Below are 18,168 nucleotides of genomic sequence, written 5' to 3'. Positions count from 1 at the left end.
GGGTCCACCCGTCAGGCACTGCAGCGTTACTCATACCCGAGCTCCTTCAGCAACCTGGCGAGCGTCGTGGCAGTTGCGTCACGCTCGGCTTCGAGCGTCGCGAGCGGTGTCTGGTATTTGTCCCACCAGGTCTCGAACGCCGAGACCACCGCCCGCCGATGCCGGGCAATGCGCGCCTGGGCCTCAGCGAGAAGATCGCGTTCCATGGCTTCGAGCACAATCCGGCGGGCGATGACGTCATCGAGAGCGGCACCGGCGGCCTCGAGGCGGTCGGCGAAAGCACCCTTATCCGATTTGAGCTGTTTCTTCGTCGCTGTCAGCTTCGTCCGCAGCTTCCTGACTTCTGCCGGTGAGAGGGCTTCTTCGACCGGCTCATCGTCGGCGCCGTTTTCCTCGTCATCGGACGCCGTAGCCGCCTTGATCGTGCTGTCTAGCTCGGCAACCTCTGCTTCGAGGGTGGCCAGCCGGTCGAGGTACGCGGGCAGCAGTGCCCGCGCCACCTTGTGGTCGAGCGGGTTGACCTTGGCCTTCTCTTCAGCCAGGGCGTCGAGCACAGTGGCGACCCAGGCCTCGATAAGACCGCGGTAGCCGTGGGTCGCGAGCGCTTTCAGGTCTGGCAGGCTCTCGCCCCACCAGGACGCCACGATGCCGCGGATCGCGAACGGGTCCAGTAGCCGGGTGGAGGCCAGCGCGTCTCGGAACGTCTCGATCAGGTCCTTGCGCAGATCGACGAGGTCGCCAAGCGACTCCAGCTTGTCGAAGCGCGCTTCCTGCGCATCCCACCAAACCCCGATGGAGTCGAGCACAGCGCTCTCCGTGGCGACCACGCCGGCGTCAGCCTCGATCAGGCGGCGCAGGTCGCGCCGCTCGGTCACGACGTTGGCAAACTGCGAGTAATCGTCGTTCTTCGGGGCCAAAAGGTGATCTGGCGTCAGGCCGTGGGCGGCGAATAGGTCCGCCTTAGCACTGACCTCAGTCTTCGGAATGCCGCCGTGCAGATGCGCTCGCACGTCCTGCGGCTCGGGAGGCGGCGTGGTGTCGACGTAGCGACGGATGTTTAGGTTGTCGTCGTTCTCGGCCAGCTCACTGCGGGAGACGACGCGCGCGAAGCCAGGGACATCCTCGAAGGCCCGGTAAGCCGAGACGATCTTCTCGATGTGCTCAGGCTCCAAGTAGTTCTGCGCTCGGCCTTCCCGGTAGTCCCGGTCCGCGTTGATGAACAGCACCTTGCCCGTGCGGTCCTTTGGCTTCGAGCCGAGTGGCCGCAGTACGAGGATGCAGGCCGGGATGCCCGTGCCATAGAAAAGTTGGGGGCCGAGGCCGATGACGGCCTCGAGGATGTCGTCGTTCAGGAAGCCGGTCCGGATCCTCCCCTCGTCACTGCCGCGGAACAGCACACCGTGCGGCATGACCGTCGTGACGAGCCCGCCAGGCCGGGTCACCGCCAGCATGTGTTGGACGAACATGAGGTCGGCCTTCTTGCCCTTTTCGGGCGTATAGCCGTAGCGAAAGCGCTCAGGGAACGGGATGGCGTCAGCCACGTAGTTCATTGAGAACGGCGGGTTGGTGATCACCCGGTCAAAGCGCTGCAGCTCCCCGCCCGTGACGTGTGCTGGATCTTCGAGCGTCCCGTCGTCATTGTTCCGAAGATCCGCATCGGGGATGCCGTGGAGCAGCATGTTCATCTTGGAGATGGCCCAGACACTGCCGTCCTTCTCCTGGCCGGCGAGGGCGAGGTTGCGACTGTCGCCGCCCGACTCCTCAACGTACTCCTTGGAGAGGATCAGCATGCCGCCAGATCCCGTGCACGGGTCGTAGACGCTCATGCCGGGACGCGGGTCGGCAACCTGCACCATAAGGCGGACGACGTCACGCGGGGTGTAGAACTCGCCGCCCTTCTTGCCGGCCGAGTCGGCGAAGTCCCGGATCAGGTACTCGTACGCGGCGCCGAGGAGGTCGGGGAACTCAAAGTCCTGCTGCCGAAGCGGCACCTTATTGAAGTGCATGATCAGCTCGCGCAGCTTCTTGTCAGACATCGACGACTGACCGATCTTGCGGTTGAAGTCGATGTGCTGAAGCACCCCGTCGAGCGATCGGTTGCTGTGCTCCAACTCCTCCAGGGCCTTGTTCAGGCCGCTGCCGACCGACTTATGGAGGTGATCGCGGATCTGGTCCCAGCGAGCCCGCTGCGGAACGTAGAACGTCCGATAGAACGAGGGCGCCTCGGCCCGCTGCTCCGCCTCGGCCTGAGAGCGCCCCCGTTCCCGCTGCTCGGAGATGACCTGCCGCCGCTCGGCCTCGAACTGGTCGGAGGCATATTTCAGGAACAGCATCCCGAAGATGTACTCCTTGTAGGCCGAGGCCTCCATGGAGCCCCGCAGCACATCGGCAGCGGCGAACAGGTGCCGCTCCAGCTGCGGCAAAGTCAAGCGTGGCATCCGGCAGCTCGTCCTTCCTGGCGTGCGTCAGCCCTCGTCCCGGAGACCGAGTCGGTTCCGGGGGAGCTGTATCCTGCAACCTTAGCTGTGAGAGCCGATAGAACACCGCCGCTTCCTTGGGCCCATGGCGGCTCGGCGCCGACACCCTTGCGGTCCGCGAGGTGCTGTCCAGGGCGAACCGCAAGTGAACGCCCCTGCACGCAGCCCAAGACCCCACCAACACCGTTGGAAAGCGTGTTGGTGGGGAGCCGTACTGACATGAACGGCTGGGGACGCTTCCCGCAACCGTGCGGAGTCCGCCGAGACCACGGAGCGGGTGAGAGCAGGGAGTCGCGATGCAAGCGGCCGATCCCGACGGACATCTCGTCAAGGTGACTGGAGTGGAAGACGCACGGTGAGCGTCAGATCTACCCGAACAAGTGGGTGAGTCTGTGTCTGGTCGACGTCCAGCAGCCTGACGGCGCAGGTGAGAATACCACGTTGTTCGCCTGCGGCACCTGGCCGTGGCCGCCGTGATCCACGACCGCCAAGAGGTCCTGATGATGTGGCGGCACCGCTTCATCACAGACTCGTGGGCGTGGGAGCTGCCCATGGGCCTGGTCGAAGAAGGCGAGACTCCGGAGGAGGCTGCGGCCCGTGAGGTCCTGGAGGAAACGGGCTGGCGCCCCGGCACGCCCGAGTCATCGTGGAGACGCTCGGGCACAGCACGATCACTATGACCCTCGACACCTACGCCCACGTCATGCAGACGACCCTGCGGGCGGCTGCGGATCGGATGAGCGACGCCCTGGGGCTGGACGACATCGACCCGGACGAGGGACAGCAGGCCGAGGAAGATTCCGCCGCCTGATCGGCTCGGCCGTGGACGTTGATGTCATCCGCTGATGCCAGAGGCCCCCTGGACGATGGGCGGATTCCAGGGGTCGTTGCAACACAGATGATCAACTGGCTGTGGCCAGGAACTTAGCGAGGCGCTCGGCTGGGGTTTCCCAGTCGAGCGTTTTGCGTGGGCGGCCGTTGAGTTCGGCGGCGACGGCGGCCAGATGGTCACGGGTGTGGACCGCGAGGTCGGTGCCCTTGGGGAAGTACTGCCGCAGCAGGCCGTTCGTGTTCTCGTTGGAACCGCGCTGCCAGGGGCTGGCCGGGTCGCAGAAGTAGAAGCCCTGGAGGCGGCTCACTCCTCGCGCACTGTGGTCCAAGTGCAGCTTCATCTCGTCAAGTTGACGCGAAAAGGCCTGAACGTACGTCCCCCGCTGGCTCGGTCTGAGACCCTGGAGGTCGATCGAGAGGGGCCGCAGCGATGCAGTGGAAGATCCACGGGGAACGTCCGATCTACGAGAACAGCTGGGTGAACCTGTGGCTCACCGACGTCGAGACGCCGGACGGGAATCGCTGGGAGCACCACGTCGTCAAGCTCCGGCACCTGGCCGTGGCCGCCGTGGTCAACGAGCGGCGCGAGGTTCTGATGATGTGGCGGCACCGCTTCATCACCGACGCCTGGGCATGGGAGCTGCCCATGGGCCTGGTCGAAGAAGGCGAGACGCCGGCTGATGCAGCGGCCCGTGAGGTGCTGGAGGAGACCGGCTGGCGCCCCGGCCCGATCAAGTCGCTGATCTACGCCGAGCCGGCGAACGGCATCACCGACTCTCAACACCACGTCTTCCGGGCCGACGGGGCAACGTACGAGGGCCCGCCGACCGAGAAGAACGAGTCGGACCGGATCGAGTGGGTCCCGCTGGCCGATGTCCGGGGCATGATCGACCGTCGCGAGATCGTCAGCAGTGGCTCCCTGGTCGGGCTGCTCTACGTGCTCATGGACGAGGCAATCCGCTGATCTGGCGGGGCAGCACTTCCCGGAGCCGGGACTCGAACGCCACCGCGGCCGGTTCCCGGCGGAAGGGCTCCAGCTGCTCGTAGAACTCCCGGAGGTGGCCGGCGACTCGTTGCGAGCTGACGGCCGCCGCCGGGGCCAGGGCGTCCATGGCCGTGTGGCACGCCTCGTCGAGTTTGCCGCGCTGGAGTTGGGTGCGGGCGAGCCAGAAGGCGTGGAAGGCGCGGCCTCGGTGGTTCGTCTGGTGTTCTCGGCGGAGGGCGTCCGCGATGAGGGGTTCGGCGAGGGCGGCTTCGCCCAGGCGGCCGTGCGCGATGCCGGTGTCCACGATCAGCTTCGGTTCGTCGAAGTAGGCGACCCAGGCCGGGTCCGGATCGCCGGTGCCGATCCGTCCGAAGTGGGTGTGGGCTTCCGAGATCGCGGTGTGGGTCGCGCCGTGGTTGCCGAGGGTGGCGTGGGCGAAGGCTTCGCGCATCGCGAGCATGGCCAGCACGCGCGGTGTCGTCCCCGCGGCCGTTCGGGCCTGGTCCTGGGCAGCCGTGACCAGTGCGAGGGCGTCGCCGGGCTTGTCCTGGTAGGTGGCCTGGAGGCTCATGCAGGCGAGGACGTTGGCCATGAACTGGCGATCGTCGATGGCCTTGGCCAGACCGAGGGATTCGGTGAAGTAGGCGCGCGCCTGGTTGTACTGGCGGGCATCGAAGTAGGTCCACCCGGTGAGCCGGGCCAGCTCGGCCGCGATGCTGTGTAGGCCGTCCCGAAGAGGAGCCGGACGCTGCTCCTTGAGGAGATCGACGACGTAGCGGAGCTGTCCGACGACCGCCGGCCGTAAGGTCTCGCCGCCGTGCTCGTCGTCCCGGCGCCAGTAGTCCGCGATCGACGAGTGCAACGCGTCCAGCGTCGACGCGCTGAGATCCCGCTCGGCCGCCAGGGCGAGGATGCTGTCGACGTCCGCCCCGGGCAGTCCAGCGACAAGCGGTTCGACGGCTGAGGCTGGCACCTCGGCCGGTTCGCGGGGCGTGACCGTCAGGCTGGGCGGCGTCTCCCAGGAGCGTCGAGCAAGTCCGAGCATGTGCCCGGGGATGCGCAGTCCGTCTGAGATCCGTTCGATCACGTCCATGTGCAGCAGCTGCCGCCGTCCGGCGATCACCTCGCCCACGCGGCTCGGGGTCAGGTCGCAGCGACGCGCGACCATCGACGGATAGATGCCTGCTCGTGCCTTGACCAGCTGAAAGATGCGGCCGAAGTCTCTGGCCTGGCATGCCTCGATCATCACTGGGTCCGTGAGCAGGCCGACCGGGAGTTCCTTCGAGCGAGATGGCTCGGGCATCGGGCACGCTCCGGCATGAGGACTACGGATCGCTGCACTTGGTCAACCGAGGGTGATGTTACCCAAGTTGGGTAATCCGCTTGGCCTTTCTGGCCGGTCCCACGAATCGCGATGCTCCTGGACATGGCGAACGGACAGGACGACGTACGGATGACTTTGCGGGTCTCCCGCGACTCCGGCCAGACGTGGGGGCCTCTCACGGAGGTACGCGTGGGCGAGGACCCGGTGGTCCCGGAGAACCCGGGCCGCTACCCGCCGTGCGTCTGCCCCCGGTGCTCGCAGCAGGCCCGGAACGCCGTCGCGTCCTTCCGGATGGTGTCGTGATGCGGTGCGCGCACTGGCGCCGGGTGCCCCTCGACCTGGCACGCGAAGCGCGGGAGAAGTCGACCGCCCCGTACATCGACAGGGCCGTGCAGTGCCAGCTGTCCGCGCACGACGGGGGTGAGCACTTCGGTCTCCTCACCGATGCCGGCGCATACGGGACTGCGCTGTGGCTCCGCTGGCACGGGACGGACAAGGCGGAACTCGTCGTACTGCCGGACTGCCCGGTGACCGCCCCGGGGCCCGACGGCGAAGGCTGCTGTCTGTTCGCCGACCACGCCAAACAGCACACCTGGGAGGACGCCCTGGAGGAGGTCTCGTGCCCCGGCTGATCGCGAGCCCGCACAAGCCCCGGCGCCCTCGCTCGCCTCGCAACGAACAGTGCGGGGACTGCGGTGGCAGCGGCGCCAACTCGTCCGGCAAGACCTGCGGCACCTGCAACGGCCTGGGCGAGATCTACTGCCACGCCGACCGCCAGGAGTCCCGTGTGCTGTCCCGCTCCGTGATCCGGAAGGAGGGCCACCGATGGCCCACGCTCTGATCGCTTCCCCGTTCCTCGACGGACACCTTCTCCTCAAGCCGGGAGCAAGGGCCGGCGCCCGAATCTCCGCCGACCACTTCGAGGGCCTGCGCCAGGCCGCCGCCGACGGTGAGTCGCTTCCCACCTGGGCGGTGCAGACCGCCTCCGACGTGTGGGGTCTGGACCTGGGTGGCCAGACCGCGCAGGGCACCGTGCTGGTGCGCGAGCCGTCCCCGTACGGCTACTGCCGGGCCTCCTGGGAGATCAACCTCGGCTGTAACTTCGGCTGCAAGCACTGCTACCTCGGCGAGCGCCCGTTCTCCGGCCTCGGCTGGGAGGACAAGGTGCAACTGCTGGACATCATGCATGAGGCTGGCGTCCTCTGGCTCCAGATTACCGGCGGCGAGCCCACCATGGATCCTCACTTCCAGGGCGCCTACCGGTACGCCTGGCAGGCCGGGATGATGCTCACCATCTCCACGAACGGCTCACTGCTCTGGCGGCCGGACCTCCTGAAGCTCTTCCGCGACTGCCCGCCGTACCGGCTGGTGGTCAGCATGTACGGGGCGAGCGAGGAGTCCTTCGACACACTCACCCAGCGCCGTGGCGCGTGGAAGGCGTTCCGGCGCGGCATGGACGCCGCGCGCGAGGCGGGGCTGCCGCTGCGGATCAACGTCGTGGTGACCGAGGACAACGCCTCCGAGGCTGGCGAGATGGCCGCCCTCGCCGAGGAGTGGAACGTCGAGAACCACGCGTACACGAACATGACGCCCACGATCTACGGCGGCGGTGAGCCGCTGCTCGCCCAGTCCGCTGCCCACCTGCGGCAGCGCAAGCCGTTCGCCGGCTGCAACGCGGGACACACCTTCTTCCACGCCGACCCGCACGCCAAGGTCTCGATCTGCAAGGTCGGCCGCGACGATCAGATCGACCTGTTGGCTGAAGGCATCGACGGCCTCACTCGGCTCGGCGCCATCGCCGACCGCCTCATGCTTCGCACCGGTGGGTGCGAGGGCTGCGCCCTGTCCGGCACCTGCCGGGTCTGCCGCCCCCTGGCCAAGCACTACCAGGAGGCCAAGGCGCCGCTGCACAGCTACTGCCAGCACGGAGACAAGGAGAACGCCTCATGACCCCGCCCGTACCGGTGACCATCCTCCCCGGCCCGCCGGCCTCGGCCCGCCGCGCCGCCCCGCCCGTCGCGACCGCGTCGATCACCGCCGTCCAGGACCTCGACGTGATCGTGGAGAGCGCGGAGTGCTCCTGCGACGCCGGTGACGACAACCCCCACTGACCGACACGATCCGGTCAACTCTGTTCAGGCCCCGGCGTACTCGCGTCGGGGCCTGAGCCCTGCCCGTCCCATCGCTAGGGTGCCGCTCATGTTCTTCCGCTGGGACTGGCTCCAGCCCCAACTAACAGTGCCGATCGTGCCGACTCTCGGTCCCATCCACCCCGATGCCCTGACCGTCAGCGTGTTCGAGGACATCCTGCGAGCGGCCGACACGGGTGACTTCCTGCCCTACGACAAGGACCGGCGCTGGGGCGGCGAGAAGGACGAGAAAGTCCTCCGCGAGGACGTGGTTCACCAGCCCGAGCACACTCTCATCCCCACCCTGAGTCGGCGTGGACGCGGCACTGTGAAGGTCTTCGCCTACGGGCTTCGCGACACCGTCGTGGATGAGGCCGCCGAGCTGGCCGCGAAGCTCGCCTCCACGCACGACGTGGCGGGCGCCCGGGTCGTACGCCCTCTCGGTCCCGAGACCGCACACCCGCGTGGCACCCGCATCCAGCTGAAGGACTTCACCGTCCGCCCCTGCCCCGCCCCGGACGGCCCGGTCCGGTCCGTCACCGCCTGGTCGGCCGCCGTGCAGGAGACCTTCGCCCCGTTCGCCGAGGCCATGGCGGGCGATGGCCTGGCCTTCCTCCACGCCCAAATGCAGGCCGGCCGGTGCGGCCCGGTTCTCGCCGCCGCCGTCGAGGGCCGCATCGTGGGCGCGATCGGCCCCATGGAGATCCAGCCCGACGCCATTGGATGCCCCCAACTCATGCCCCAGTACTTTGCCGTCCTCCCCGAGGCCCGAGGCCAGGGCCTGGGACGCGTCCTGTGGCGGGCAGCCATGCACTGGGGCCAGTCCCACGGCGCCGCCTACCAACTCCTCCAGACCGAGATCGGCGGACCCTCCGACCGGCTGTGCCAGGCCGAAGGACTCACCTCCCTCGGCTTCACCTACGCCATGTCCGCATAGCTCCGGACCGCGCCACCTTCTCTGGTCGGCTGACCCGTGCCGTTGGCGACCTCAGCCACAGAAAGTCAGCCACGACGGTGGGTGCGCCGAACAAGCACCCGCCACGTGTGCCTCCAGCAACCACCCACCGGCCCCGGCCACGCTTCCCCAGTGCGTCACGGTCTCGGCCACGTTGCAGCCTGAGCGCTGCCGCCAACCTCGCCTGATGGGCGGGAGGCCGATCGCCGGGTCACGACTGGTTGACCGGCAATCCGCGGTGGCCGGTACGGACTTGGCAAGCGTCCCGCTCCCTCTGGCAGTGCTCGCCGTGGGGCAGTTGTCGGGGTTCTTCACGGGTCTGACTGCCCGCTTCTCGGGCTTTTGCGGCGCGAGCGGGTGGGGCCGTCGCGGGCGGTGGCGGAGACATGGAGCCAGCGGCGGCCTCAGGCCGCCGCGCCGCGCGGCCCGCGCCAGCGGGCCGCCTTGATCCAGTAAAGAAACTTTGGACAGCTCGCCCCTTCGGCTGCTTCGGCCGGCAGGAAGTGGGCTGTTTTGTCATGTTTCACCCTGGTCTGATCGCGAGATCGCCGGAATCTATCCACAGGCTCCCGGCCGTTTGATGTTTCTGCTGGAAGTTGTCCACAGGAATGCAGCCGAGCGGGGCCGCTGGAGAGGTGCGGGAATGCGCGTTCTGATGGGGTGTCCGCTTTCGCTGATTGCGTGCGGCTCGTGCCGGCGGTTCCGGGGCCTACGTACACAGAGAATGAGAAATGTGACCCACGCCACATATATGCATGGTCACGCGGGATCCGGTTGCGAGACCCTCACAGTGGCTGACGGCTTCCCGGGAGGCGGAACTGCTCTGCGGTACTGCCGCCCACATGACGGGACGCGCCAAGGGATTTTGACAGCCTCTCCCGCCCGGCGGGTCGCGGGGTTGTGGCGAGATGCCCGATCGCAGCAGGCTTCCGGGGAAGGTGCCGGATGGTGCACGCGCGCTTCACCAGGGCGGGCCATCGAGGGGTTCTGCGGGACGGACCGAATGAACGGCGCGGCGATGGACGGGGAACAGTGAACGAGTCGGAGATATCAGCGCTGGACGCGAACGTGACACTCCTCGCGGCCGAAGTGGCCGACCTCGCCGCGCTCATGCAACAGGTGACGCGCGAGATTAAGCGTCTTCGCCAAGCGTTTGATCCTTCAGCCACTGAATGAGCTCAAGCGCTTCAACAAGCGTTTCACGCATGGAAGCGACGTCACGTCGAAGGTCTGCAACCTCTTGAGAAAGGCGGACGTACCGCGCATCGGCGGTTGAACCGGCGGCGTCGCCGGCCAGGGAGGTTCCCCTTGCCCCCTCCGCGGCCGCGTCGGACTCAAGGGCGGGGCGGCGAATGAAGCTGCCTCGCCCTTGGACGCTGTAGATCAACCCTTCGCTCTTGAGTAGCCGGAACGCGTTCTGCACTGTGGCGCTGGCGAGCCCGAACTTCTCTTGCAGCTCCCGCGAGGACGGCACCTTGTCGCCAGGCCCTAGCTCGCCGCTCTGGATCTGGCGCCGCAGATAGTCGGCCACCTGGACGTAGGGCGGGCGGGAGTCGTCTTCGAGGGGCAGCGTCATGCCCGCAGGATACGGCCGCAGCCTCTGTCATACCTACGGAACGCATGGATAGCAGGACTCCTCTAACGCCTGGGTGTTGCAGTACACCCAGGCGTTGTGGTTACCTCTGGGTGTGGCCGGATCACTGGTCACGAACCCGACTGAAAGGGCTTATGCGCCATGGCCAGGACCGTTATCCGTGTGCACGTGCTCCCCACCACGAACGTCATGACCGGCACACCGGCAGTGCCGAAGTGGAAGGACCAGGAGAACGGCATCCGCGCGGTGGACTTCGAGACCGGTGCGCCGCTGTGCACCCTGACGCTCTTCGTGATGGAGGGCGAGCGCGCTGAGGCACTGAAGGTGACCGTTCCGCAGACCGGTCTGCCCAACGGTCTGCACCCGGGCCGGTTCGTCCGCCCGGTGGACCTCTTCGCGAGCCCGTGGGCGCGGATCTTCAACGACCAGCTCCAGGAGGGCGTGGCCTACCGCTGCGCGGCACTGGAGCTGGTCGACGCCCCTGCTATGCCGCAAGAGACGACCGGGCCCGAGGGTGCTGCGGCGTGACGTCGCTCCCCGCGTGCCGGGGTGAGACCCCGGATGGTAGCCGTCCGCTCATGATCTTCATCGACGAGGCTGCCGCCGTCCTGGGGGCCCTGCGCCCCCTGCCTTTGCCTTCCCCACGCGCCAGGTGCGGCGCGATCTCTCGAACGGAACGAAGGAAGACCGGTGAACGAACTCAACGAAGCCTTCGGCTGGCTCCGTGCAGCGGTGTGGCTCGGGCTCGGACTGCTCACCCTGTTGGCCGTGGTCTGGGTGATCCGCTACCTGCGGGCGTCGCCGATGGAGCGGATCAGCATCCGGCAGGCGATACGGATCCGTTGGGGCTGGAAGCGGCTGGCGCGGATGTGCGGGCTGTCGGTCACGGACAAGATGCCGACCGCCCTGGCCTCGCTCGCGACCTCGGACGGCAAGGAACCCAAGCCCCGCGTCCTGGTCCCGGCTCTGAAGGTCACCCCGGACGCCTTCGGGGTGATGGCTGGGGCAACCTGCCTGCCGAAGGTGGGTCTGGCGGAGTTCCAGAAGGCCGCTCCCTATCTGGCGGACGCCTGGCGCATGGCCCGCGTGTCCGTGTTGCCGGGTGACAAGCCCGGACAGGTCACGCTGCGCGGGGTGCGGGTGGATCCGCTGATCACGCCGAGCGTTCATGTGCCCAACGGCCGCCCGCCGGAGGAGTACGCGGTGTGGGCGCTCGGGGTGGACGAGTTCGGCTTGCCCGTGGTCGTGCCCCTGAAGGAGGTCCCCGGGGTGGCCATGGGCGGATTGCCGGGCTTCGGGAAGACGTCATGCGTGAACCGGCTGGTGTGTGACTGGGCGCCCTCACCGGCCATCCAGTTCGTCTTCTTCGACGGAAAGGTCTCCCACGCCTACGAGGGCGACTACGCCGACCTCGTGCAGCGCGCGTTCGAGTTCTGCGGGGACGATCTGGAGGAGGCGAACAGGAAGCTGAAGGAACTCGTACAGCTGCGCCGCGTCCGCTCCGCGTCCATCCGCCGCGTGTTGGGCGTGAAGAACATGTGGCACGTCGGTCCCTCGGAGGACTGGCCGCTCATCGTCATCGTCATCGACGAGGCCCACACCTACTTCCGCGACTACAAGGGCTCCGACCCGGCTACCAAGAAGCTGGCCGCGCTCGCGGCGGAGAACGCCCGCCTGGTGGAGGACCTGGTGAAGAAGGGCCGCTCGGTCGGCTTCCTGACCCTGCTGACCACGCAGAAGACCACCGGAGACGCGATCCCCACCTTCATCCGCGACGTGTGCCCGGTCGGGCTGTCATTCGCGCAGAAGACCGGCGACGCCGCCGTGGCCGCGCTCGGTGACAACATCCGCGAGTGGCCCGACGCCAGCCCGGTCAACCTCCAGGACCCCGCCTACGTCGGTGTCGCGGTCATGTCCCAGCACGGCCGCCCCGGCTTCGTTCGCATCCGCACCCCCTACGTCGCCGACCGGGACGCCGCCCGCGTCGCCGAACAGACCACCCACCTCGTTCGCCACCCGGCCAAGCTCCTGGAAGACCTGATCCACCGCACGGGCGTGGACCTCAACAAGGAGGACCCCGAGCCCCCGGCGGAGGCGGCCTGAGATGCGCCCCTCCATGCGGATCTACATCCGACACATGCGCGAGGCCATCACTACCGGGGACCTTGACCGCGCCGCGCGGATAGGCATCGCCGCCTACCGCATCGCCAACACCCACGAACGCCAGGTCCTGGAGACCTACCTCGGTCCGAACGTCGCCCGCAGGGCCGAACTCGTCCGCGCAAGCTGACCCGTCGGCCTCGGCCCCAACTCCCCCTGGAAGGAGGTGAATCCCTTCATGTCAGAAGACCGGATCACTCAGCGCACCGTGACCGTGGTCATGGCAGTCATCGCCCTGCTGGCCTTCGTGTTCTCCTTCGGCAACGTCTGGAGCCTGGCCCTGCGCCTGGGTGTCCCCGACCCGGTCGCGCCCCTGATCGCGCCGATGGTGGACCTGTCCGTCCTCGGCCTCCTGGTCGCCCTGCGGTACCTGTCCCTGCGCGGCGTGGCCGCCGAAGACCTCAAGGGCGCGAACCGGCTGATGCACACCTCCGGCTTCTTCACCCTCGCCCTCAACATCGCCGAACCCGTCATCGCCGGGCACTACGGCCGCGCCTGCGTAGACGCCGTGGCCCCGCTGCTCCTCCTCGGCTGGGGTGCCGTCGGCCCCGCGCTGCTGCGCCACTTCCACGCCGTCACCACCGCGGACCCCGCCACCACACCGACTGTGCTCCCGACCCCGGCTCCCGTGGCCGACCCGGCATCGAACCCGGAGTCCGTACCGGAGGACGCTCCAGCCGATGTCGGAGCCGCCCTCATCCCGGAGCCTGCTCCTGAACCGGTTTCCGTGTCCGAACCTGCGGCGCCCCCGGCCCCCGCTCCTGTCGCTGTGCCGCATCCGGCCGTCAAGGTGGCCCCGGCTCTGCTGGACGCCGCCCGCGAGATTGCCGACGCCCACCGCGCTGCTACCAGCCAGCCCATCACTCTGCCGCAACTCAAGGCCCGTCTCGGCGTCAGCCTCCCCTTGGCCACCGCCGCATACGCGGCACTGACGGCCTGACCCTCCGCCGGCCTTCCGGCATCTCCTCTTGGCCTCCTGGGCCTGACCCGTCATGCCCTCGGGCAGCACCTGGTTCCGACTCGGTGCTGCCCGGGGCCTCCATCAGCGGAAAGGATCCCTGCCGATGCCCCGCGACCTCGACCTGCGGCACGTGATCAGCCCCGCTGTCCGGGACCTGATCGAACTGGCCAACCGCGGCGACTTCGACCGCACCCGCGAGCAGATCACCCGCCTGCGCGGCTGCACCCGACCGATCAACCTCGTCGGCCACACCACCACCCGCGACCACACCACCGGCGAGACGATCCGCTCGTACTCCACCAGCGACGAACCCACCGGACGGCTCCTGACCACCTGCGGCAACCGCCGCGCCTCCCGTTGCCCCACCTGCTCCCGCCTCTACGCCGCCGACACCTACCACCTCGTCCGCGCCGGACTCTCCGGCGGCAAGAACGTCCCCGAAACCATCCGCACGCACCCCAGGGTCTTCCTGACCCTCACCGCCCCCTCCTTCGGCCCCGTCCACAACCGAACCACCACCAAGGACGGCAAGCCCCAGCCCTGCCGCTGCGGTACCCGACACCCCGACAGCGCCCCCGAACTCGGCACCCCTCTGAGCCCGAAGACGTACGACTACACCGGCGCCGTGCTCTGGAACGCCCACGCAAGCGCTCTTTGGGCACGCTTCGCCCTCAACCTCCGCCGCACCCTCGCCGCAAACTTCGGCATCACGCAGAAGGACATGAACGCGGCCCTGCGGATCTCCTTCGCGAAGGTCGCCGAGTACCAGCAGCGCGGCCTGGTCCACTTCCACGCCGTCATCCGCTTCGACGGCCCTGACGGCCACACCAGCCCCCCGCCGGCCTGGGCCAGCGCAGACCACCTCCTCCGCGCGATCAAGCCCGCGCTGAAGCGGACCACCCTGACCGTTGTCTCCGACACCGTGGGGGACCGCGAAATCGGCTGGGGCAAGAGGTTCAAGGTGGACGAGATCACCGCGCTCGGCGACGGCGAACTGACTGACAAGGCGGTGGCGGGCTACATCGCCAAGTACGCCACCAAGAGTGCCGAGGACTCCGGAACGGTTGACCGTTCGCTGGTCTGCCGGACCTGCTCCGGCCGTGGCACGGTCGGCGGCCGAATCCGGGAGTTGTGCCCCGACTGCGAAGGCACCCGCCAGGCCGAACCCCTGCGGGACCTGCCCGTCCACCAGCACGTGCGGCAGATGATCCGCACCGCCTGGGACCTCGGCGGCCTGCCCGAGTTCGCGGACCTCAAGCTCTGCAAGTGGGCCCACATGCTCGGCTTCCGCGGCCACTTCTCCACCAAGTCCCGCGCCTACTCCACCACCCTCGGCGCCCTGCGCGACGTCCGCCGCGCCTGGCGCCTCGCCCAGGCCGACGTTGCCCGTGTCCGCGCCGACCGCCCCGCCCCCGGCCCGGACACCGTGCTCGTCACGGAGTCCTCGTGGGCCTACCTCGCCTCCGGCTACCGCCCCGGCGAAGAACTCCTCGCCAACCAGACCCGCCACGACATCAGCCAGGCCCAACGCCTCAAGCACGAAGGGCTGGAGCCTGCATGACGACCGCCGTGCTCACCGTGGACCAGGTCGCCGAGCACCTCGGCATCAGCCGCTGGAAGGTCCACGACCTGATCCGCTCCCGCGAACTCGCCTCTTTCAAGATCGGCCGCTGTCGCCGCATCAGCGAAGCCGCGCTGGACGCCTACGTATCCCTCCGCACCGAACAGGAAGCCGCCTGATGGCCAAGCCGAAGAAGAACGCCAACAACGAGGGCACCATCTACCAGCGCAAGGACGGCCGCTGGGAGGGCAGCGCGTACGTCCTGACGACGGACGGCACCTACAAGCGGCGCAGCGTCTACGGCAAGAGCTGGGACGAGGCGCACGAGAAGCTGACCAAGCTCAAGGCCGACTCGCTCAGCGGCCTTCCGGTGGCCACCAACAAGATGACGATCGCCGAGTACCTGGCGTACTGGCTGGCGAGCGTCGCCAGGACCAAGGTCCGCCCGACGACCTACGTCAACTACGAATCCCTCGTCCGGAACTACGTCACCCCGGAGTTCGGCAAGAAGAAGCTGGTCCGGCTCGCCGCCCGTGACATCCGCGCCTTCCTCGTGAAGACGGCAGCCACCTGCCAGTGCTGCGCACAGGGGAAGGACAAGAAGCGGCCGGAGCACAAGCGACGCTGCTGCGCCCTCGGCAAGTGCTGCAAGAAGCTCCCCTCGGACCGGACCGTCCGCTTCCTGCTGGTAATCCTGCGTGCCGCTCTCCAGCACGCCGTACGGGAGGACGAGCTGCCCCGCAACGTGGCCCGGAACGTAGAGCTGAGCATGGGCACCAAGCGCGAGATCGAACCGCTCACCGCCGCGGAAGGGCGTCGGCTCCTGACGGCGGCCCGGGAGAACCGGCTCTGGGCCGCGTACGAGCTGGCGGTTCGCATCGGCCTCCGGCGGGGCGAGCTGCTGGGCCTGCGCTGGTCGGACGTGGATCTCCACGAGGGGGTTCTGACCGTCCGGCAGGCTCTTCAGCGCGTGGGCGGCGAGTTGCTGATCGTCGCACCGAAGACTCAGCGCTCGGCCCGGCGCGTGGCGCTGCCGGCCGAATGCGTGACCGCGTTCCGTGCCCAGCGCGCCCAGCAGATCGCCGACCAGAAGGCTGCGGGTCACAACTGGAAGGGGACGGGGAAGGGCCTCGTCTTCACCACGAAGAACGGGACACCCATAGAGCCCCGCAACCTGAACCGGTCCTTCGAAGCCCTGTCCGCCCGTGCCGGCGTCCGCAAGGTCCGCTTCCACGACCTGCGCCACACGTGCGCGTCCCTGCTCCACGAACAGGGCGCCGACGCCCGCATGATCATGGAAGTTCTGGGCCATAGCTCGATCCGCGTGACCATGGACATCTACACCTTCGTGCGGCTGGACTCCCAGCGCTCCGCCTTCGACCGCGTCGGGGACGCGCTGAGGGGTGACGGCAACGGGCCGGACGATGACGACGGCGCGGCCGGTGTCCTCGTAGCCGTCTAATCGATCCGGCATCGGCTCTTCGGCGCGGTTGCCGTCAATCACTGCCGTCACGACATACGACAGAGGCCCTCAGGATTTCTCCTGGGGGCCTCTTGCCTGTTGTGCACTCGGCAGGATTCGAACCTGCAACCTTCTGATCCGTAGTCAGATGCTCTATCCGTTAAGCTACGAGTGCTTGTGCTTCCCGGGTTTTTCTCCCCGGTCGGCGTTGCGAGAACAACATTACATGACCTGCGCCGTAGCGCGAAATCCATTAACCAAACCCGCCCCGACCTGTGGAAACACCATGATCGGCGGTTGGGTGGGAGTGTCGCCGCGCCGGTGCGGGACGGCCGCCGGACGGCTCGGGTCCGGATGCGGCCGAAGCCCCGCGCCTGCGGGCGGGAACGACGATGCGCCGACGGGCGAGGCCCGGGACGCGCGCCAGCGGCCCTCATCTCCACGGACGTTCACGCGGTCGCCGCCGCGGCGCCGGGAGCGTCAACTCCGATGGTGACCGATTCACCCTGAGCAGGGGTGGGCGCGGGAGACGCAGCGGGGGCTTTTGGCCATGACGGGGCGGGCTGGTGAGAACCGGGAGGCGTGTGCGACGGACGCGGCGCACCGGCGGCGGCACGGGTGACCGTGCGGCGGGAGTCGTCCGCAGGCGCGTTCCGCAAACCTCCCGTACGGGGTTGGCCGAACCACCCGGCTCATCGCTTTACGCGATCACCTGGATGCACTGCGCTACGGGGTGTCCTGGCTCCGCCGCGGCGCGCAGATGCGCGGCCGGACGGCGGCGCGTTCCAGTGGCGTCGACCTGAAGGGAAGAACCTTGTCCACACCCGCTGCTCCGCTCCGGGCTGCCCTGGCCAACGGCAGCTTCGAGCAGCCCGCCCCGGTCACCGAAACGGCCCTGGAAACGACTCAGGGAGTTCAGCCGAGACGGGCTGAACTCCCTGGTCGGAGAGCGGAGGCGGAGGGATTTGAACCCTCGATGGGCTTTAAGACCCAAACCGCATTAGCAGTGCGGCGCCATAGACCGGACTAGGCGACGCCTCCAGTGCACACCCCGCGCGAGCGCGAGTGGTGCGTGCAGATGATGACACAGTTGAGCGGTGCGTCACCAATCGACGCCTACGGTACTAGGCAGGCGGGCGCGAGGGCAAAGCGTCTGCGGTTGCGCAACGTCGCGGCGTGCGGAGCGTTAGTGATGAGGAGGCGTCGCCCTCCCGTCCTTCCGTCCGTTCCACCGCCACTCCGCCGAGTGCACGAGCACAGGAGCCCGCATGCTGCGCCGACTCGCCCTCACCGCCGTCGCGTCCCTCGCCGCGCTGTCCGCCGCCGCACCCGCCGCGACCGCGGCCACCGGACCCCTCCCGCTGCCGAGGCCCGTGCTGCAGGACGACACCCCCACCCGGCTGACGATCACGGTCTCGGGCTCGGAGACCCCCGCGGCCGACGGAATCTTCGAATTGCGGTGCGGACCGGCGGGGGGCAGTCACCCGATGGCGGAACAGGCCTGCGGCCGGCTGGACGAGCTGGCGGGCGAGGGCGCGGACCCGTTCGCCCCGGTGCCCGAGGACGCGCTGTGCACCCAGCAGTTCGGGGGCCCGGCCACCGCCCGGGTCACCGGGACCTGGCAGGGACGGCGCGTCGACACGGTCTTCAGCCGGACCAACGGCTGCGAGATCTCCCGCTGGAACAACCAGCAGCCGGTGCTGCCGAACGTCGGCTGACCTGGCCGGCC

19 protein-coding genes, 2 tRNA genes and 2 pseudogenes are annotated in these 18,168 nt (G+C 68.4%); 17 read left to right on the top strand and 6 right to left on the bottom strand.

The annotated features are described in order from the left end of the window. Window positions 1-26: 26 nt before the first annotated feature. On the bottom strand, window positions 27-2,438 hold the full coding sequence (locus ACWCQ6_RS17570; RefSeq protein ID WP_451090071.1) for an N-6 DNA methylase: 2,412 nt from the start codon (window positions 2,436-2,438) through the stop codon (window positions 27-29). Window positions 2,439-2,813: 375 nt separating this feature from the next. Here ACWCQ6_RS17570 and ACWCQ6_RS17565 point away from each other — a divergent pair. Together ACWCQ6_RS17565 and ACWCQ6_RS17560 are read left to right on the top strand one after the other, a co-directional pair. Continuing rightward, window positions 2,814-3,109 (top strand): annotated as a pseudogene (locus tag ACWCQ6_RS17565) (NUDIX hydrolase); the annotation flags it as partial. 44 nt (window positions 3,110-3,153) lie between these two features. Then, complete coding sequence (locus tag ACWCQ6_RS17560; protein WP_398538917.1) at window positions 3,154-3,288, top strand: hypothetical protein; 135 nt, start codon at window positions 3,154-3,156, stop codon at window positions 3,286-3,288. A 91-nt stretch (window positions 3,289-3,379) separates the two neighbouring features. Here the strand turns inward: ACWCQ6_RS17560 and ACWCQ6_RS17555 are convergent. After that, window positions 3,380-3,595 (bottom strand): annotated as a pseudogene (locus ACWCQ6_RS17555) (IS30 family transposase); the annotation flags it as partial. Window positions 3,596-3,738: 143 nt separating this feature from the next. Here ACWCQ6_RS17555 and ACWCQ6_RS17550 point away from each other — a divergent pair. Next, on the top strand, window positions 3,739-4,272 hold the full coding sequence (locus tag ACWCQ6_RS17550; RefSeq protein WP_329199248.1) for an NUDIX hydrolase: 534 nt from the start codon (window positions 3,739-3,741) through the stop codon (window positions 4,270-4,272). On the opposite strand, the gene ACWCQ6_RS17545 is transcribed toward ACWCQ6_RS17550, so the two are convergent. Beyond that, window positions 4,250-5,596 carry a hypothetical protein gene (locus ACWCQ6_RS17545; protein ID WP_451090068.1) on the bottom strand — a complete coding sequence of 449 codons (1,347 nt, stop codon included), beginning with the start codon at window positions 5,594-5,596 and terminating at the stop codon, window positions 4,250-4,252. The genes ACWCQ6_RS17550 and ACWCQ6_RS17545 overlap by 23 nt on opposite strands. Window positions 5,597-5,719: 123 nt before the next feature. Here ACWCQ6_RS17545 and ACWCQ6_RS17540 point away from each other — a divergent pair, with 123 nt between their 5' ends. From ACWCQ6_RS17540 to ACWCQ6_RS17515, 6 genes are all read left to right on the top strand, one after another. Beyond that, window positions 5,720-5,920: a hypothetical protein gene (locus tag ACWCQ6_RS17540; protein ID WP_184931167.1), complete on the top strand. Its 201-nt coding sequence runs from the start codon at window positions 5,720-5,722 to the stop codon at window positions 5,918-5,920. After that, window positions 5,920-6,249 (top strand): hypothetical protein, encoded by a 330-nt coding sequence (locus ACWCQ6_RS17535; protein WP_451090066.1) that lies wholly within the window; start codon window positions 5,920-5,922, stop codon window positions 6,247-6,249. Before ACWCQ6_RS17540 ends, ACWCQ6_RS17535 begins: the two co-directional genes overlap by 1 nt. Beyond that, window positions 6,237-6,458: a hypothetical protein gene (locus ACWCQ6_RS17530; protein WP_451090064.1), complete on the top strand. Its 222-nt coding sequence runs from the start codon at window positions 6,237-6,239 to the stop codon at window positions 6,456-6,458. Before ACWCQ6_RS17535 ends, ACWCQ6_RS17530 begins: the two co-directional genes overlap by 13 nt. Next, window positions 6,443-7,567, top strand: coding sequence for a radical SAM protein (locus ACWCQ6_RS17525; protein ID WP_451090062.1), 1,125 nt, complete (start codon window positions 6,443-6,445; stop codon window positions 7,565-7,567). Before ACWCQ6_RS17530 ends, ACWCQ6_RS17525 begins: the two co-directional genes overlap by 16 nt. After that, window positions 7,564-7,728, top strand: a complete 165-nt coding sequence (locus ACWCQ6_RS17520) for a hypothetical protein (protein ID WP_162952559.1) — start codon at window positions 7,564-7,566, stop codon at window positions 7,726-7,728. The genes ACWCQ6_RS17525 and ACWCQ6_RS17520 overlap by 4 nt, the downstream gene beginning before the upstream one ends. Window positions 7,729-7,816: 88 nt before the next feature. Beyond that, window positions 7,817-8,683 carry a GNAT family N-acetyltransferase gene (locus ACWCQ6_RS17515; RefSeq protein ID WP_451090060.1) on the top strand — a complete coding sequence of 289 codons (867 nt, stop codon included), beginning with the start codon at window positions 7,817-7,819 and terminating at the stop codon, window positions 8,681-8,683. Window positions 8,684-9,833: 1,150 nt separating this feature from the next. Here ACWCQ6_RS17515 and ACWCQ6_RS17510 read toward each other — a convergent pair. Further along, complete coding sequence (locus ACWCQ6_RS17510) at window positions 9,834-10,277, bottom strand: GntR family transcriptional regulator (RefSeq protein WP_451090058.1); 444 nt, start codon at window positions 10,275-10,277, stop codon at window positions 9,834-9,836. Window positions 10,278-10,436: 159 nt separating this feature from the next. Here ACWCQ6_RS17510 and ACWCQ6_RS17505 point away from each other — a divergent pair, with 159 nt between their 5' ends. The 7 genes from ACWCQ6_RS17505 (at window position 10,437) to ACWCQ6_RS17475 (ending at window position 16,439) form a co-directional block, all read left to right on the top strand. Continuing rightward, window positions 10,437-10,823, top strand: coding sequence for a hypothetical protein (locus tag ACWCQ6_RS17505; protein WP_164356621.1), 387 nt, complete (start codon window positions 10,437-10,439; stop codon window positions 10,821-10,823). Between the two features lie 162 nt (window positions 10,824-10,985). Further along, on the top strand, window positions 10,986-12,398 hold the full coding sequence (locus ACWCQ6_RS17500) for an FtsK/SpoIIIE domain-containing protein (RefSeq protein ID WP_451090056.1): 1,413 nt from the start codon (window positions 10,986-10,988) through the stop codon (window positions 12,396-12,398). 13 nt (window positions 12,399-12,411) lie between these two features. Continuing rightward, entirely contained in the window at window positions 12,412-12,585 is a 174-nt protein-coding gene (locus ACWCQ6_RS17495; RefSeq protein WP_451090054.1) for a hypothetical protein, read from the top strand. A gap of 48 nt (window positions 12,586-12,633) precedes the next feature. After that, window positions 12,634-13,395, top strand: a complete 762-nt coding sequence (locus ACWCQ6_RS17490) for a DUF2637 domain-containing protein (RefSeq protein WP_451090052.1) — start codon at window positions 12,634-12,636, stop codon at window positions 13,393-13,395. A 124-nt stretch (window positions 13,396-13,519) separates the two neighbouring features. Continuing rightward, entirely contained in the window at window positions 13,520-14,977 is a 1,458-nt protein-coding gene (locus ACWCQ6_RS17485) for a replication initiator (protein WP_451090050.1), read from the top strand. Further along, on the top strand, window positions 14,974-15,156 hold the full coding sequence (locus ACWCQ6_RS17480) for a helix-turn-helix domain-containing protein (protein WP_381052822.1): 183 nt from the start codon (window positions 14,974-14,976) through the stop codon (window positions 15,154-15,156). Before ACWCQ6_RS17485 ends, ACWCQ6_RS17480 begins: the two co-directional genes overlap by 4 nt. Continuing rightward, window positions 15,156-16,439, top strand: coding sequence for a site-specific integrase (locus ACWCQ6_RS17475; protein ID WP_451090047.1), 1,284 nt, complete (start codon window positions 15,156-15,158; stop codon window positions 16,437-16,439). The genes ACWCQ6_RS17480 and ACWCQ6_RS17475 overlap by 1 nt, the downstream gene beginning before the upstream one ends. A 102-nt stretch (window positions 16,440-16,541) precedes the next feature. On the opposite strand, the gene ACWCQ6_RS17470 is transcribed toward ACWCQ6_RS17475, so the two are convergent. Together ACWCQ6_RS17470 and ACWCQ6_RS17465 are read right to left on the bottom strand one after the other, a co-directional pair. Next, window positions 16,542-16,614 (bottom strand) — tRNA-Arg (locus ACWCQ6_RS17470). A 775-nt stretch (window positions 16,615-17,389) separates the two neighbouring features. Next, window positions 17,390-17,480, bottom strand: a tRNA-Ser gene (locus ACWCQ6_RS17465). Between the two features lie 227 nt (window positions 17,481-17,707). On the opposite strand from ACWCQ6_RS17465, the gene ACWCQ6_RS17460 reads away from it, so the two are divergent. Further along, on the top strand, window positions 17,708-18,157 hold the full coding sequence (locus ACWCQ6_RS17460) for an SSI family serine proteinase inhibitor (protein WP_451090045.1): 450 nt from the start codon (window positions 17,708-17,710) through the stop codon (window positions 18,155-18,157). Window positions 18,158-18,168 lie beyond the last annotated feature (11 nt).

The organism is Streptomyces sp. NPDC001880, from assembly GCF_053594575.1.
Note: the sequence above shows the minus strand (reverse complement) of the source record. Positions and strands in the feature narration are given on the sequence as shown.

Bases quoted from the DNA above. Each gene is read 5' to 3' on its own strand.
- ACWCQ6_RS17510 (WP_451090058.1), bottom strand. From the start codon at position 10,277: ATGACGCTGCCCCTCGAAGACGACTCCCGCCCGCCCTACGTCCAGGTG.
- ACWCQ6_RS17480 (WP_381052822.1), top strand. From the start codon at position 14,974: ATGACGACCGCCGTGCTCACCGTGGACCAGGTCGCCGAGCACCTCGGC.
- ACWCQ6_RS17515 (WP_451090060.1), top strand. From the start codon at position 7,817: ATGTTCTTCCGCTGGGACTGGCTCCAGCCCCAACTAACAGTGCCGATC.
- ACWCQ6_RS17460 (WP_451090045.1), top strand. From the start codon at position 17,708: ATGCTGCGCCGACTCGCCCTCACCGCCGTCGCGTCCCTCGCCGCGCTG.
- ACWCQ6_RS17535 (WP_451090066.1), top strand. From the start codon at position 5,920: ATGCGGTGCGCGCACTGGCGCCGGGTGCCCCTCGACCTGGCACGCGAA.
- ACWCQ6_RS17485 (WP_451090050.1), top strand. From the start codon at position 13,520: ATGCCCCGCGACCTCGACCTGCGGCACGTGATCAGCCCCGCTGTCCGG.
- ACWCQ6_RS17525 (WP_451090062.1), top strand. From the start codon at position 6,443: ATGGCCCACGCTCTGATCGCTTCCCCGTTCCTCGACGGACACCTTCTC.
- ACWCQ6_RS17520 (WP_162952559.1), top strand. From the start codon at position 7,564: ATGACCCCGCCCGTACCGGTGACCATCCTCCCCGGCCCGCCGGCCTCG.
- ACWCQ6_RS17540 (WP_184931167.1), top strand. From the start codon at position 5,720: ATGGCGAACGGACAGGACGACGTACGGATGACTTTGCGGGTCTCCCGC.
- ACWCQ6_RS17570 (WP_451090071.1), bottom strand. From the start codon at position 2,438: ATGCCACGCTTGACTTTGCCGCAGCTGGAGCGGCACCTGTTCGCCGCT.
- ACWCQ6_RS17505 (WP_164356621.1), top strand. From the start codon at position 10,437: ATGGCCAGGACCGTTATCCGTGTGCACGTGCTCCCCACCACGAACGTC.
- ACWCQ6_RS17545 (WP_451090068.1), bottom strand. From the start codon at position 5,596: ATGCCCGAGCCATCTCGCTCGAAGGAACTCCCGGTCGGCCTGCTCACG.
- ACWCQ6_RS17495 (WP_451090054.1), top strand. From the start codon at position 12,412: ATGCGGATCTACATCCGACACATGCGCGAGGCCATCACTACCGGGGAC.
- ACWCQ6_RS17490 (WP_451090052.1), top strand. From the start codon at position 12,634: ATGTCAGAAGACCGGATCACTCAGCGCACCGTGACCGTGGTCATGGCA.
- ACWCQ6_RS17560 (WP_398538917.1), top strand. From the start codon at position 3,154: ATGACCCTCGACACCTACGCCCACGTCATGCAGACGACCCTGCGGGCG.
- ACWCQ6_RS17550 (WP_329199248.1), top strand. From the start codon at position 3,739: ATGCAGTGGAAGATCCACGGGGAACGTCCGATCTACGAGAACAGCTGG.
- ACWCQ6_RS17475 (WP_451090047.1), top strand. From the start codon at position 15,156: ATGGCCAAGCCGAAGAAGAACGCCAACAACGAGGGCACCATCTACCAG.